The organism is Bacillus sp. FSL K6-2944 (assembly GCF_038005385.1).
GTDB classification, from domain to species: Bacteria; Bacillota; Bacilli; order Bacillales; family Bacillaceae_G; genus Bacillus_A; species Bacillus_A cereus.
Genome location: NZ_JBBOTE010000001.1, coordinates 3830895 through 3845823, shown reverse-complemented (window position 1 = coordinate 3845823; position 14929 = coordinate 3830895). Strand labels below are relative to the sequence as shown.

The following is a 14929-nucleotide window of genomic DNA, read 5'->3' as shown; positions in this document are numbered from 1 at the left end:
ATCAAACAGGGGAGGTGAATCTTATGGTCGATCGAAAAATTATTTTAGATACATATAAAAAAGGACCTGAAGCTGTTATTTCTTTATTTGAAGAAACATTTTCTAAGTTAGAAAAACGTATACAAGAACTAGAAAATGCTTCAAAAAAAAACTCCAAAAATAGTCATAAGCCACCTTCTACAGATGGTTTGGGTAAGCCCGTTACAAAAAGTTTGCGCAAACCGTCTCATCGTCAAACGGGTGGCCAGTTGGGCCACAAGGGACATACTCTTGGTTTGACAGCGACTCCAGATCATACGATTACACATTCTCCTACATATTGTACTTGTTGTCATACTTCCTTGAACCACGAGCCTGTAAAAGGGTATCGCATTCGCCAAGTGTATGACTTACCACCTATTCAGATCGAAGTGACAGAACATAAAGTAGAACAGAAAGAATGCCCACATTGCCATTCTATCCAAGAAGCCCAATTTCCTTCGACAGTATCTCGTCCTGTTCAATATGGTCCAAATATAAAAAGACTGATTCCCTATTTAACGCATTATCAATGCATTTCTTTGAAGCGAACAAAAGAATTCTTTCAGGATTGTTTTGGACATTCTATAAGCGAAGGAACCCTGGTAAATCATACACAGGCTTTCGCTTCTCAATTGCAGCCATTCATAAAAGAAGTAAAGGAAAAGATTCTGCAGTCTCCTGTTGTCCATTTTGATGAAACTGGTATGCGTGTAGAAAACAAAACACAATGGTTACATACTGCCAGTACACCGGAGGTGACATTGCAACATATTCATCAAAAACGTGGAAAAGAAGCAATGGATGCTGGAGAAATCTTGCCATCTTTTTCTGGAATTGCGATGCATGATGGTTGGAAATCGTATGATGCGTATACAGATTGTCGTCACGTTTTATGTAATGCCCATCTCTTACGAGATTTACAAGGAATTATAGATAGTACTGGAGAACAATGGGCACAACAGATGCAGAAATTTCTAACGCAAGCGTTGACGATGAAAAAGCAATCCGAAGGTACCATGCCAAAAGCGACGCAAAAGAATCTGTTTATTATGTATCAATCCATATTGAAAGAACAACAGATTCTTTCCACGAAACAAAAGAAGAAAGGAAAGCAGACGCCTTCTCAAAATTTATGGAATCGCTTCGTCAAGTATTCTGACAGAATTCTAGCGTTTTTAGAACATCCAGCCATTCCATTTGATAACAATCAAGCAGAACGGGATATTCGGATGACGAAAGTAAAACAGAAAGTGTCTGGGACTTTCCGAAGTAAGAAAGGCGCAGAATCTTTTTGTCAGATACGAAGCTTTATGAGTACCATGAAAAAACAAAAACAATCGGTCTTACAAGCGATAAACCAAGTCATAGAAACTAGAACGGTTCCTTGGAATAACACGACTTCATAAGAGAATTTCTCTATTTGGCATAGATTCTTTCTCTGATTGGAGTATTTTCTTTTCATGTTTTCGAATCGGAAACATGTATTTGGCCTGTTTTTTTATTTGAAGAAGCTGAGTAGTTACAATATATTTTTATGTGAAAATTTATTATTTATTTTCAGAAAAATTAAACATATAATTAAGTATAAGGGAATCTATGGAAGGAGGAAACACTATGGATTGGTTAGATGGATTTGGTATCTTTTACATCATTGGCGGAATCACGATTATCCTTGTATTTGCTATTTCATATTTACTAAAGAAACGGTTTCCAGACAAACAGTTCGATATTATATTTGCACTTAGTTTAATACTTCTTTGCTTAGCGTCCTTTCCCGTTACAATGATTGTTATTGGTGGGTGGGAAGGAATGGGATATGGATTTATTGGTTTCTTCGTTCTACTTGGTACACTTATCGGTATGATTGCACATCAACTTGTGAAAATTACGCGGAAAAGCTACGTATAAAACTGCAAAAAATGAAAAGAATATATAAAAATAAGAAAATTAGCTATTGTTTTAAAAAAGAATTTGTATTATGATAATCAACAAATTTATTTCGTTATAACGATGAAAAAGGACTAGTACATGTTCAACCTTTTTAGCAGAGAGAGAATCCGTCAGGCTGAAAGATTCTTAAAAAGGCAATATGGAACCTGCCTTTGAGTTCTGCATATGCAGCGGGAATTTCCCGTTATCAAAAAGAGAGCATGCGCAATTTTTGTGCATGAATCAGGGTGGTAACGCCGACAAAGCTCGGTCCCTATTTAGGGACGCGGGCTTTTTTGTATTTTCTAGAAGGAGGAAGACTGACTATGGCAAAAGAACAAGTGCAAGCCATTACGAAGATGGAAGAGGACTTTGCGCAGTGGTATACCGATATTGTAAAAAAAGCCGAACTTGTTGATTATTCAAGTGTAAAAGGATGCATGATTTTACGTCCGTATGGTTATGCCTTATGGGAGAATATGCAGAAGGTGATGGATGAGAAGTTAAAAGAAACTGGCCATGAAAATGTATATATGCCAATGTTTATCCCAGAGAGTTTATTGCAAAAAGAGAAGGATCATGTTGAAGGATTTGCTCCTGAAGTAGCATGGGTTACGCATGGTGGAGATGAAAAGTTAGCGGAAAGACTTTGTGTACGTCCTACATCTGAAACTTTATTCTGTGAGCACTTTTCAAAAATTGTGCAATCCTATAATGATTTGCCAAAGTTATATAATCAGTGGGGTTCAGTAGTTCGTTGGGAGAAGACAACTAGGCCGTTCCTTCGTACGACTGAATTTTTATGGCAAGAGGGTCATACAATCCATGAAACGGCAGAAGAATCGCAGGCTGAAACATTAAATATTTTAAACTTATATGCTTCTTTCTGTGAGGATTATTTAGCAATACCAGTTATTAAAGGACAAAAAACAGAAAAAGAGAAGTTTGCTGGAGCAAAGGCAACTTATACAATTGAAAGTTTAATGCATGATGGAAAAGCACTTCAAACAGGAACCTCTCATAACTTTGGGACGAATTTCTCAGAAGCATTTGATATTAAGTTTTTAGATCGTAACGGTAAGTGGCAATATGTGCACCAAACATCTTGGGGTGTATCAACAAGAATGATAGGCGGGCTAATAATGGTTCATAGTGATAATAATGGACTTGTAATGCCACCAAAAGTCGCTCCAGTGCAAGTTGTTATTGTACCAATTGCTCAGCATAAAGAAGGAGTTTTAGCAAAAGCAACAGAGTTACAAGCACATATTCAAAAGGTTGCACGAGTAAAAATAGATGCTAGTAATAAAACACCAGGCTGGAAATTTAATGAGTATGAAATGAAGGGGATTCCAATTCGATTAGAAGTTGGCCCTAAAGATATTGAAAAGAATCAAGTTGTACTTGTAAGAAGAGATACGAAGGAAAAAGAGTTTGTACCAATGGATCAATTAGAAGAACGTATTCCAGCATTACTTGAAGAAATTCATATTGCTTTATTTAATAAAGCAAAAGCATTTCGCGATGAGAATACGTATGTTGCGACAAATTTCGAAGAGATGAAAAAAATAGCTGATGAAAAGCAAGGCTTTATTAAGGCAATGTGGTGCGGGGAATTAGCTTGTGAAGAAAAACTAAAAGAAGAAGTTGGCGTATCTTCACGTTGTATGCCTTTTGAGCAAGAGCATTTAGCTGAAGAATGTATTTGTTGTGGTAAAGAAGCTAAACAAATGGTGTATTGGGGAAAAGCGTATTAATACTTTTTCTGATAGGTGATAAAAGGACTTTGGGCTGCATAATAAAATGTAATCCAAAGTCCTTTTTAGTTTTATACAGTATTTCATGTACTTTTTAGATGGAAGGATGTTGTTTTTATTTTACGTTTTTACGACGAATAAACAGTAACATACCAATTAGGAATGTTGAAAGCCCCATTAAAATAGATATAGGGTAATGCGTTGCAGTATTAGGTAATTTATCACCTTGTTTTTTCGTATTATCTTTTACATTACCCCCTTGAGAACCGTTGCCCTCCTGAGAATTGCTATCGCCTTTAACACGATTGCCACCTTGAGAGCCATTACCCCCTTGAGAACTGCTATCACCTTTAACACGATTGCCGCCTTGAGAGCCATTGCCGCCAGAACCGTTACCACCAGAACCGTTACCGCCAGAACCATTGCCACCAGAGCCATTGCCGCCAGAACCGTTACCGCCAGAACCATTGCCACTAGAGCCATTGCCGCCAGAACCGTTACCGCCAGAACCATTGCCACCAGAACCGTTACCGCCGGAACCATTACCGCCAGAACCGTTGTCACCAGAGCCACTGCCGCCAGAACCGTTGCCACCAGAACCATTGCCACCGGAACCGCTGCCGCCAGAACCGTTACCGCCAGAACCATTGCCACTAGAGCCATTGCCGCCAGAACCATTGCCACTAGAGCCATTGCCGCCAGAACCGTTGTCACCGGAACCATTGCCACCAGAGCCATTGCCGCCAGAACCATTACCGCCAGAACCGTTGTCACCAGAACCGTTACCGCCAGAGCCGTTGCCACCAGAACCATTGCCACCGGAACCGCTGCCGTCAGAGCCACTACCACCAGAACCGTTACCGCCGGAACCATTGCCACCAGAGCCACTGCCACCAGAACCGTTACCGCCAGAACCATTGTCACCAGAACCAGTATCGTCCTGAGAACCGTTATTTCCTGGAGGTATATTATTATCCTTTGAGTTTCCTTCTGCAAAATGATCGCTATTTTGTACAATAGCGTTTGTTAATGGTTGGAAGTTTTCAGTTGCAGCATTACCGATATTTAAACCGCTAAAAAAAGATAAAGAGAGTGTTGATGCTAAAATGAAGATTTTCGTCATGGTTTTCCTCCTAAGAGATTAATGTTCCATCTAAAATACATCCCTTTGTAATATTTCTTAGGAAAAAGAGTTTTATGCAAAAAAAACTATATATAGAAAAAGGTGGTGTATTTGTCAAAGCAGAAAAGAGTTAATGTAGATTTCCTACAAATAGTAGAGGGGGAGAGTTTACATTCATAACGGTAGAGGAAGTGGCAGCAGATGAAAGAGTATATAGCGTTTGATATTGGCGGTACGCAAATTAAGTATGGTATTGTTTCAGAAATAGGGAGAGTATTAAAGCGTCAAACAGTTGCAACAGAAATTCATTTAGGCGGAGAACAAATTATTCAAAAACTTATATATGTATCCAAAAAAATAATGAATGAACATACTATTGCCGGAATCGGTATTAGCACTGCGGGAATTGTTGATATTAATAAAGGAATTGTGACGGGAGGTGCGGATCATATTCCGGGATATAGTACTATTCCTATTATTGATAGATTGCAAGAGATATTAAAAGTTCCAGTATCGATTGACAATGATGTGAATTGTGCAGCGTTTGGAGAAAAGTGGAATGGTAGTGGAAGAGAGAAAGATAACTTTATTATGCTCACCCTTGGAACAGGGATTGGGGGAGCAATTTTTATAGATGGAAAATTGTACCGAGGACATTCATTTAGTGCTGGTGAATGGGGGAATATGTTAATAGAAGAAAAAACGTTTGAAGAGGTTGCTTCGATTTCAGGATTAATTCGACTTGTAAGCAAATATAAAGGCAAAGGCAAGTGGAATGGGAAAAGAATTTTCGAGTTGTATGATAAAGGAGATAGGGAAGTTGCTCAAGCAGTTGGGATTTTCTTTAAACATTTGGCAATCGGAATTAGTAATCTTGCTTATATTTTTAATCCAGAAACGATTATTATTGGTGGAGGAATTACCGATAGAGGAAATGAGTTTTTAAAAGAAGTAAAAGAAGAGGTCAGTAAATACTTAAATCAAGAGATTTATAATAATTGTGAGATTGAACTTGCGCAAAACGGTAATTGTGCAGGAATGATTGGTGCTATTTACCACTTCTTACATCATCATAAGTAAATTATATGAATGTTTTCATATAACTGAGAATTTATCCTTTTTATCGCTAGGTAAATAATGCTACAATATAAGAGAAGAATACAATATTTTCCGATTCGGAAAATGCTTTGTAGAAAGGGAGAAACTTCATGCCTATTATTTTAGAAAAAGGTCAAAAGATCGATTTAACGAAAGGACAACCAAAAGTAGCAAAACTACAGGTTGGCTTAGGCTGGGATCCAATTGGGCAATCAGGTGGATTTCTGTCTTCATTATTTGGAAGTAAACCAAATGTAGATTGTGATGCATCTGTTGTTATGTTAGAAGGAGATCGTTTTTTAAACAAAAATGATTTAGTTTACTTCGGAAATAAACTTTCTACTTGTGGTAGTATTATTCATTCAGGAGATAATTTAACAGGTGAAGGCGCTGGTGATGACGAAACAATTTTCGTAGAATTACATAAAGTTCCAAGCCGTATTAATCGTTTAGTATTCGTTGTAAATATTTATGACTGTGTAAATCGTCGTCAAGATTTCGGGATGATTCGTAATGCATATATTCGTATTCAAAACCCGCAAACTGGTGAAGAATTAGCACGCTATAATTTATCGGATAATTATGCTGGCAAAACAACTCTAATTGCAGGTGAAATGTATCGTCACGGAAGTGAATGGAAGTTTTCAGCAGTTGGAGAAGGCACGCAAGATAAAAACTTAAGTGAGATTGTATCACGTTATCAATAAAATAACCGAGGAGGAATTGTATATGGCATCAATTTCATTGAAAAAGGGACAAAAGGTAGACTTAACAAAAACGAATCCAGGTCTTTCGAAAGTTCTTGTAGGACTTGGTTGGGACACGAATCGTTATGACGGACAAAACGATTTTGACTTAGATGTTAGTATTTTCTTAGTAGGCGCGAATGGTAAAGTTTCAGGAGCTGAAGATTTCGTTTTCTATAATAATCCAAAAGGTGCGAATGGTGCTGTAGAGCATTTAGGAGATAACCGCACTGGTGAAGGTGAAGGCGATGACGAAGCGATTAAAGTAGATTTGAAAAATGTTCCTGCTCACATCGAACGTATTTGTTTCACAATTACAATTTATGATGGAGAAGGCCGTAGCCAAAACTTCGGACAAGTTTCTAATTCTTTCGTACGTATTCTTGATGAAGAAAAGAATGCAGAATTAATTCGTTACGATTTAGGAGAAGATTTCTCTATTGAAACAGCCGTAGTAGTAGGTGAATTATATCGTCATGCAGGTGATTGGAAATTCAATGCAATCGGAAGTGGATTCCAAGGTGGATTAGCGTCTCTATGTAATAACTTTGGTTTAGATGTAGAGTAATAGATTTGATTTATATATCCATCGGTGAAATGTATGTTTACTGATGGATATATTTTTAAAGATAAAAATATAGAGGTGAATATAGATGGTTATTCAATTACAAAAAGGCCAGAAAATCGATTTAGGTAAGACAAGCCCTGGTTTAACAAAAGCAGTAATTGGTCTTGGATGGGATATTAAATCTTATGACGGCGGAGCCGATTTCGATTTAGATGCATCTGCCTTTTTATTAGATGCAAACGGAAAATGTACGAAGGAAACTGATTTTATCTTCTATAATAATTTACAGTCTCCTTGTGGATCTGTTTTACATACAGGAGATAACCGTACAGGTGAAGGTGAAGGTGACGATGAGCAACTTGTTGTGGATTTGAAGAAAGTTCCAGCAGATGTGCACAGAATTGCTATTACAGTTACGATTTATGATGCAGAAGGCCGTAGTCAAAACTTTGGGCAAGTAGGAAATGCGTTTGTTCGTTTAGCGAATGAAGAAACGAGTGAAGAAGTTCTTCGTTTTGATTTAGGGGAAGATTTCTCCATCGAAACAGCAGTTGTCTTTTGTGAATTATACCGTCATAATGGACAGTGGAAGTTTAATGCAGTAGGAAGTGGATTCCAAGGTGGTTTAGGTGCGCTTGTAAGAGCGTATGGCTTGGATGCATAGAAAGGAAACGATATTCGTTTCCTTTTTTTGACCTTTCTATAAATCTAGCAAAGAATAGGGGATAAAGGTAAGATGAGTATTTTGCAAGGAATCCTTGATACGTATGCTCAGTTTTTCGACTTGGACATGTGGATTAAAGTGTTGCAGGATCCAGTATCTTGGGGATTAATTGGTACACTTGTTGTACTTGAAGGATTATTATCTGCTGATAACGCACTTGTGTTAGCGGTAATGGTAAAACATCTTCCGGAAGAAAAACGTAAAAAAGCATTATTCTATGGACTTATTGGAGCTTATGTGTTCCGCTTTATTGCGATTGGAATCGGAATGTTCTTAATTAAATTATGGTGGGTAAAACTTCTTGGTGCACTTTACCTTGCTTGGTTATCAGTAAAATACTTTATTGATAAGCGTAAAGGTGCAAGTGAAGAAGACGAAGCTCACGGTATGAATCAAAATAGTATTCTCTTTAGAATGTTTGGTGTCTTCTGGGGAACAGTTGCAATGGTTGAATTAATGGATATCGCATTCTCTGTAGATAGCGTACTTGCTGCATTTGGTGTATCTAATGAAGTTTGGATTTTACTATTAGGCGGAATGCTAGGTATTTTAATGATGCGTGGTATTGCTGGTGTATTCTTAAAATTGTTAGAGCGTATTCCAGAGCTTGAAACGACAGCATACATTTTAATCTTAATTATTGCAGCAAAAATGTTACTGTCTTTAATCGAGATTGAGATTAGTCATACACTATTCTTTATTATTTTAGTTGTAGCATTTGGAGCAACATTTATACTTCACTACATGAAGAATTCTGGACAAGCTAGAGAAGAAGTTGCAGCTACTAAAGAAGACAATAAATAATTGAAATGGGTTTGCTCGTTTTGCGAGCGCCCATTTTTTATAACCAAAAATAGTTTATAATAGAAGAAGGACTTAGAAAAAACGTAAATGTTTTTGGAGGTGAACTGTTGTGTTTTCACGTTTTACACTTCAACCATATGCATTAAAAGATGAATCAGATTTAAAGCAATTTGAAACGCTTTTAGAAAAACGCCCACAATATGAGCTGACAGAGAATGAGATGAAATTTAGTTATATAGCATGTCGAATCCTTGGCGTTCCTAATGATGTAGATGAATATTTTAATGAACTGTTTGATTATAGTGAAGCGAAAGGAATCGAAGTTTTACACGAACAAAATTTAAACAAAGTGATTGATTCGGAAAAGCTTCGTCATATTCAAGAAGTGTTCGGATTACATCAAGAAGCACCAAATGGTCTGACAGTAAATAGGCTAGTTGCACACTTATCTGGGAAACAACTTTTACCGAAAGTAGACAATCCTGATTTACAGCATTACATACATACGACGTTTATTTCACTATTGAAATTATATGAGAAGCAACATAATCAGTCGTTAAAGACAGAAGGCTTCCGTCGTTTCTTAATCGACATAATTAAACTAAGCGAAAATTACGTAGCGAAGTGGTTCTCTACGATTAATTATAAGAAACAAATGCCGCGTATCATTTGGTACGGTGATGCACAGGAAAGCCGTATATATTTCTTATACTTTCTTATTATGCTCGGTTGTGATGTGCTTTATTATCACCCAGAAGGAAAAGATGGATTTGAAAATATTGATGAAGAGGGAAGAACTTTTGTTGTATCTCATTCAAGTCGCATTTCGCTTGAACCATTCCCTGATCGTCGCCGTGAGCGTGTTGCAACAGTAGCGTATCAAGCTTCGAAAGAAATTGAACAAGTACTTCACCACGATAATTCACTGCTGTACAAGCCGTGGCAATTCCGTTCCTATACGCCTGTAGCTCGTACGTTAAAAACGACATATGATGAACTCTTTTTAATTACGAAAGAAAAGGCATTTGTACGCCCAACATTCTTTGTTGAAAATAAACATATTTATATTCCTTCTTTATTTGCGAAAATATCAGGCGTTTCAAAGAATGATAAAGAATATTTTCAACGATTAAAGGCTGTTACATCATTTGATAACAGTTTATTAATTAATACATTCCCGTTTACGAAAGAGCAAAAAGCAAACTTCCAATATCATTATCGAGATGCATTGGACCGAGCTGGAAAATTGCATCCTGATCTAATTATGAATAGCCATTGGTGGCCGCATAAGCGTTTACCGGAAGGTTTACAGCATGGGATTGCAGAGGCGATTATCCATACGTGCGAAAGTGAAATGTGCAAACCAATTGCGAAAGAGACGAAACAAGATGTAGCGCTATATGTTTTCGCACAACTTTCTCAAATACCACCGAATATTTTAGAACAGCTTGAGAAATTTGATTATTCACAAGATGTACCGAAAATTGTTATATTTAATAATGAGAAGAGCGGAGAATTAACTCGTTCTGACGCTGTTTTATTACTATTTTTGAATCAAATTGGAGTAGATGTATTCCATTTCAATCCAACGGGAAGAAACGATATTGAACCGTATATTGAAGCGGGGGCATTTGATTCACATTGGCTTGAAGAGGTTAATTTCGATCTTGAGTTTCATGGTTCATCAGCCTATAAAAATTTATCACAAACAATAAAAGGACTATTTCGTCCATTTTTATAAGGAAAGGGAGAATACCATATGAATAACCCAGTCGTACTAGATCCGAAAACAGAATTAAATGAACAAACAGCACAAGATGTTCGCTTACAACTTAGACAAGATGCGGATGTACAACGTATTTATAATGCGGTAGATATTAAAGATCAATTAGAATTAATTGAACTTGGAAAAGAACCTTCTATGGAAATTTCACGTTTTGCTGATCAAATTTTACATACAATGTCATTATCAAAGATAGAAGATTCTGGTGAATTATTAAAACAGCTTGGTAAAATTATGGACCGATTTGACAGTAAAGACTTTGCGGAAGAAAAAAGTGGTTTCTTCTCACGTATGTTCAAAAAAGCGGATAAAATGATAGAACACATCTTTAGTAAATATCAAACGATGGGCCGCGAAATTGATAAAGTTTATGTGGAAATTACGAAGTACCAAGATGAGATGAAAAAATCAATTGGTACGTTAGATGGCTTGTATGAGCAAAACTTAAAATATTATTTAGACTTAGAGAAGTACGTAGTAGCAGGAGAAATGTTATTAGAGCGTTTAAATACAGAGTTAGTTCCGATGTATGAAGAGCGTGTACGTAATAATGATCAATTAGCAGGCATTGAATTAGAGTCGCTTAAAAACTCTGTTGAAATTTTAGAACAGCGTATTGACGATTTAGAAAAAGCACGTATGGTTGCGTTACTTACAGCACCACAAATTCGTATGATTCAACGTGGTAATAATAAATTAATTGGTAAAATCAATACAGCATTTATTACAACGATTCCTATCTTTAAAAATGGTATCATTCAAGCGGTAAATGCCAAGCGCCAAAAGCTTGTTGCAGATTCTATGGCTGAACTGGATCGCCGTACAAATGAATTACTTAAGAAAAATGCACAAAATATCGCAACGCAAAGTGTAGAAGTAGCGAGATTATCAGGTTCTTCTAGTATTAAGATGGAAACACTTGAGGAAACTTGGAACATTATTTCAAGAGGTATGCAAGAAACACAACAAATTGAAGAGCAAAATAAACGTGAGCGTGAAGAAAGCCGCAAACGTATGGCTACATTAACAGAGAACATCAAAAAAGAATTACAAGGATAAAGTGAAACTTTAATCAGTGGGGTTTTGTTCATCCCCACCGATTATTAGCCTTCACCAATTGGACATTTATGGGCAGTTAATCCACCACCTAACTTCTTTGCTCAAACTGAATTTTGAGGTGGGAGTTTTACTGCACGGAAAATAGTAGGATAAATGAAAAGGCAATGAGGACTATTCCTCATTGCCTTTTAGTTTCTCTTCACTAATTTAATAATCTCATTCACAATAAGTGGAATGATACTTAATAAGAGAACAAATCCCCAATCTCGCATCGTTAATGCATGTACACCGAATATATTTGCAAGGGGCGGGATGGAGATGATACAAACTTGCATAAGAACACCGATAAGAAGGGAGAAAACTAAATATTTATTTGTAAAGATCCCAATTGAAAAAATTGATTTCGTTCTTGAACGCAAGTTAAATGAATGAACGAGCTGAGAAAAACTAAGAACGACAAATGCCATCGTTTGAGCATGTAATAGAGCATCGTCATCAATTCGCTCTGGGAAAAGAGGGAATAAATTTGTATCTCCAGTATAGAATTTTGCTCCGGCGATAAAAGCTATTAGCGTTAAAAGTCCAATGATAACTCCATTGAAAATCAGGAAAGGAACGCTGCCACTAAATAAGCTTTCTTTCGCATGTCGTGGTTTTTCCTTCATCACATCTGGATCTTCAGGATCAACCCCAAGTGATAATGCAGGCAGTGTATCTGTAATTAAATTCACCCACAAAATATGAATAGGTCGTAGTGGTGTTGCCCAGCCGAGTAAAATCGCTAAAAATAAAGCGATAATTTCTCCGAAGTTACAAGAGAGTAGGAAGAGAATTGATTTTTTTATGTTACGATAAATATTTCTACCTTCTTCAACGGCTTTCACAATAGATGAGAAATTATCATCTGTTAACACGACATCTGCTGCCCCTTTTGCAACGTCTGTTCCTGTAATGCCCATCGCTACGCCAACATCAGCTTGCTTTAAAGATGGAGCGTCATTGACACCATCACCAGTCATAGAAACGATATTTCCTTTCGCGCGTAATGCTTTTACAATTTTCACTTTATGCTCTGGAGAGACTCTAGCGAATACATTTAAATGATTAATTTTGCTAGCTAGTTCTGTATCAGAAATGTTATCTAATTCAGTTCCAATCATAATTTCCGATATTTCTTCAGCAATGCCAAGTTCTTTGGCAATTGCAAAGGCGGTATCTTTATGGTCACCAGTAATCATAACTGTGCGAATACCGGCTTTTTTACATTCTTTAATTGAATCTTTCACTTCAGTTCGTGGTGGATCAATCATACCGACAAGACCAATAAAGATAAGACTTTTTTCAAGATGATTTATATCCACATCGTTTGAATCGTATTGTTTAAATGCGAATGAAAGTACTCTTAAAGCTTCTTGAGACATTGCTCCGGCAGCTTTTAATATTTGATTTTTATCAGAATCAGTTAAAATCTCGATTTTGCCGTTTTTAAAAATATGGGTACATCGGGGTAAGAGCTTATCAATAGCGCCTTTCGTCATGCTATAGTAGCTTTCATCGTATGTATGTACAGTTGACATCATTTTACGATCTGAATCGAAAGGTACTTCGTTAACACGTTCATGTATTTTTTCTAAATGATCTTTTTGCATGTTAAAAGTGGTTCCAGCAACGAGAAGTGCAATTTCAGTCGGGTCTCCCGTTTGTGATTCGTTATTGTAAGACGCATCATTACATAGCACCATATTTTCTAACAATAGACGTTGCGCATCATTATTTACATTTAAACTTTCTAAGCGATCGTATGTGTTATCACTATAAAAGTGAGTAACGGTCATTTTATTTTGCGTTAACGTACCTGTTTTATCTGAACAAATAATTGTGACAGAACCGAGGGCTTCAACAGCTGGTAGTTTGCGAATGATAACGTTTTGTTTAATCATACGTTGCACACCAATTGCAAGAACGATGGAAACGATAGCTGGCAAGCCTTCTGGAATAGCTGCAACGGCTAAACTAATAGCAGTCATAAACATTTCTAACGTATCCCGGCCTTGTAAAAAACCGATGAGGAACATAACGATACAAATAGCTACAGCGACAAAGCCTAAATATTTTCCGACTTGTGCTAAGCTTTTTTGAAGTGGTGTCATATCATCGTCTGCTTCATGTAAAAGGGTAGCAATCTTACCAATTTGTGAGTTCATTCCAGTTTCAACAGCAACACCGACGCCTCTTCCGTATGTTACAAGAGTAGACATAAAAGCCATGTTTTTTTGATCGCCGAGTGGTACTTGCTCATCACGTTGCATAGAAGGGTGATAGATTGCATCTTTATCAACAGGGACAGATTCACCAGTTAGAGCAGATTCTTCAACTTTTAAATTTGCGGTTTCGATAAGGCGTAAATCGCATGGGATATATCGTCCGGCGTCGAGCATAACGATATCCCCTGGAACGACGTGCTCAGATGGAATTTCTTTTAGTTCACCATTTCTCTTGACGATAGCTTTAGGTGTTGCCATCTTTTTTAATGCCTCTAAAGCTTGTTCTGCTTTCGATTCTTGGACAACACCAATAACAGCATTTAAAACTACAACGAGCGCGATAATACTGGCATCCGCCCATTCACCTACAAAGGCAGAAATAAGGGCAGCAATAATAAGGACATATACGAGGACGTCATTAATTTGGGCGAAAATACGCTGCCATAAAGTGCGTTTTTGTTTTGTAGCTAACTCATTAGAACCGTATTGCTTTAAACGTTCACTTACAATTTCATCTGTTAAACCGTGTTGTTCGTTTGTTTCTAGGTCAATTAATATTTGATCTTTCGTCTTACTGTACCAATTGCTCATAAGTAAGCACCTCCAGTAAAAACAGTTAGCAATGGTAGTGTTGCTATTATTTGTGAGTAGTATGTATGGAGAAAAAATCTAAGATGAGGTTCTACTTCTATTGTACAATATTTTACAGTTGGTTGAGGGAAAGAGATGAGTTGTCATGAATTTGTTGGAAGTAAAAAAGAGCCTCATATAAGAGAGGCTTTTTTACTTTTTAATTAATGTACCTAATTCTTCTGTAATGGCTTGCATTTCACTAATGCTGAATGTTTCACGTTTCATAACATGATCATAAATGTCACGTAAATCTTCGTACATTTCTTCGTTAAAACTAGCAGCTCTCATCGCTCCAGCATTAACCATACGTAATTTTTCTTTAATAGCTTCGACCATATATTCAACGTTTTCTTCTGACTTTACGGATAAATCCACCGAAGTGTCCCCCTTTAAAATAACATAAGGCTATCTTAACATTTT

At 36.9% G+C, this 14929-nt stretch carries 13 protein-coding genes and 1 other annotated feature; of the genes, 10 read left to right on the top strand and 3 right to left on the bottom strand.

Features of this window, described 5'->3' with window-relative positions:
* The first annotated feature begins 23 nt into the window (after window positions 1-23).
* From tnpC to proS, 3 genes are all read left to right on the top strand, one after another.
* Window positions 24-1427, top strand: a complete 1404-nt coding sequence (gene tnpC, locus MHH55_RS19695) for an IS66 family transposase (RefSeq protein WP_100910632.1) — start codon at window positions 24-26, stop codon at window positions 1425-1427.
* 208 nt (window positions 1428-1635) lie between these two features.
* Complete coding sequence (locus MHH55_RS19690) at window positions 1636-1929, top strand: YesK-like family protein (protein ID WP_000383850.1); 294 nt, start codon at window positions 1636-1638, stop codon at window positions 1927-1929.
* A gap of 93 nt (window positions 1930-2022) precedes the next feature.
* Window positions 2023-2229: a binding site (T-box leader), on the top strand.
* 47 nt (window positions 2230-2276) lie between these two features.
* The gene (gene proS, locus MHH55_RS19685) at window positions 2277-3707 is read left to right on the top strand and encodes a proline--tRNA ligase (protein ID WP_078186848.1); all 1431 of its coding nucleotides are present in this window, start codon (window positions 2277-2279) and stop codon (window positions 3705-3707) included.
* 115 nt (window positions 3708-3822) lie between these two features.
* On the opposite strand, the gene MHH55_RS19680 is transcribed toward proS, so the two are convergent.
* Window positions 3823-4830, bottom strand: a complete 1008-nt coding sequence (locus tag MHH55_RS19680) for an LPXTG cell wall anchor domain-containing protein (protein WP_340881069.1) — start codon at window positions 4828-4830, stop codon at window positions 3823-3825.
* 201 nt (window positions 4831-5031) lie between these two features.
* Between MHH55_RS19680 and MHH55_RS19675 the strand changes: the two genes are divergently transcribed.
* From MHH55_RS19675 to MHH55_RS19645, 7 genes are all read left to right on the top strand, one after another.
* On the top strand, window positions 5032-5910 hold the full coding sequence (locus tag MHH55_RS19675) for an ROK family protein (RefSeq protein WP_000666116.1): 879 nt from the start codon (window positions 5032-5034) through the stop codon (window positions 5908-5910).
* Window positions 5911-6038: 128 nt separating this feature from the next.
* The gene (locus MHH55_RS19670) at window positions 6039-6635 is read left to right on the top strand and encodes a TerD family protein (protein ID WP_001121586.1); all 597 of its coding nucleotides are present in this window, start codon (window positions 6039-6041) and stop codon (window positions 6633-6635) included.
* Between the two features lie 22 nt (window positions 6636-6657).
* Complete coding sequence (locus tag MHH55_RS19665; RefSeq protein ID WP_000146726.1) at window positions 6658-7242, top strand: TerD family protein; 585 nt, start codon at window positions 6658-6660, stop codon at window positions 7240-7242.
* A gap of 85 nt (window positions 7243-7327) precedes the next feature.
* Window positions 7328-7906, top strand: coding sequence for a TerD family protein (locus MHH55_RS19660; RefSeq protein WP_000236643.1), 579 nt, complete (start codon window positions 7328-7330; stop codon window positions 7904-7906).
* A gap of 72 nt (window positions 7907-7978) precedes the next feature.
* The gene (locus MHH55_RS19655; RefSeq protein WP_000025704.1) at window positions 7979-8770 is read left to right on the top strand and encodes a TerC family protein; all 792 of its coding nucleotides are present in this window, start codon (window positions 7979-7981) and stop codon (window positions 8768-8770) included.
* Between the two features lie 109 nt (window positions 8771-8879).
* The gene (locus MHH55_RS19650; RefSeq protein ID WP_000492859.1) at window positions 8880-10511 is read left to right on the top strand and encodes a YceG family protein; all 1632 of its coding nucleotides are present in this window, start codon (window positions 8880-8882) and stop codon (window positions 10509-10511) included.
* Between the two features lie 18 nt (window positions 10512-10529).
* On the top strand, window positions 10530-11612 hold the full coding sequence (locus tag MHH55_RS19645) for a toxic anion resistance protein (protein ID WP_078186846.1): 1083 nt from the start codon (window positions 10530-10532) through the stop codon (window positions 11610-11612).
* Between the two features lie 188 nt (window positions 11613-11800).
* Here MHH55_RS19645 and MHH55_RS19640 read toward each other — a convergent pair whose 3' ends face one another.
* Together MHH55_RS19640 and MHH55_RS19635 are read right to left on the bottom strand one after the other, a co-directional pair.
* Window positions 11801-14467: a cation-translocating P-type ATPase gene (locus MHH55_RS19640; protein ID WP_059304171.1), complete on the bottom strand. Its 2667-nt coding sequence runs from the start codon at window positions 14465-14467 to the stop codon at window positions 11801-11803.
* 192 nt (window positions 14468-14659) lie between these two features.
* Window positions 14660-14884: a DUF1128 domain-containing protein gene (locus MHH55_RS19635; RefSeq protein ID WP_000366196.1), complete on the bottom strand. Its 225-nt coding sequence runs from the start codon at window positions 14882-14884 to the stop codon at window positions 14660-14662.
* Between the last annotated feature and the right edge of the window lie 45 nt (window positions 14885-14929).

Bases quoted from the DNA above. Each gene is read 5' to 3' on its own strand.
- tnpC (WP_100910632.1), top strand. From the start codon at position 24: ATGGTCGATCGAAAAATTATTTTAGATACATATAAAAAAGGACCTGAA.
- MHH55_RS19690 (WP_000383850.1), top strand. From the start codon at position 1,636: ATGGATTGGTTAGATGGATTTGGTATCTTTTACATCATTGGCGGAATC.
- proS (WP_078186848.1), top strand. From the start codon at position 2,277: ATGGCAAAAGAACAAGTGCAAGCCATTACGAAGATGGAAGAGGACTTT.
- MHH55_RS19680 (WP_340881069.1), bottom strand. From the start codon at position 4,830: ATGACGAAAATCTTCATTTTAGCATCAACACTCTCTTTATCTTTTTTT.
- MHH55_RS19675 (WP_000666116.1), top strand. From the start codon at position 5,032: ATGAAAGAGTATATAGCGTTTGATATTGGCGGTACGCAAATTAAGTAT.
- MHH55_RS19670 (WP_001121586.1), top strand. From the start codon at position 6,039: ATGCCTATTATTTTAGAAAAAGGTCAAAAGATCGATTTAACGAAAGGA.
- MHH55_RS19665 (WP_000146726.1), top strand. From the start codon at position 6,658: ATGGCATCAATTTCATTGAAAAAGGGACAAAAGGTAGACTTAACAAAA.
- MHH55_RS19660 (WP_000236643.1), top strand. From the start codon at position 7,328: ATGGTTATTCAATTACAAAAAGGCCAGAAAATCGATTTAGGTAAGACA.
- MHH55_RS19655 (WP_000025704.1), top strand. From the start codon at position 7,979: ATGAGTATTTTGCAAGGAATCCTTGATACGTATGCTCAGTTTTTCGAC.
- MHH55_RS19645 (WP_078186846.1), top strand. From the start codon at position 10,530: ATGAATAACCCAGTCGTACTAGATCCGAAAACAGAATTAAATGAACAA.
- MHH55_RS19640 (WP_059304171.1), bottom strand. From the start codon at position 14,467: ATGAGCAATTGGTACAGTAAGACGAAAGATCAAATATTAATTGACCTA.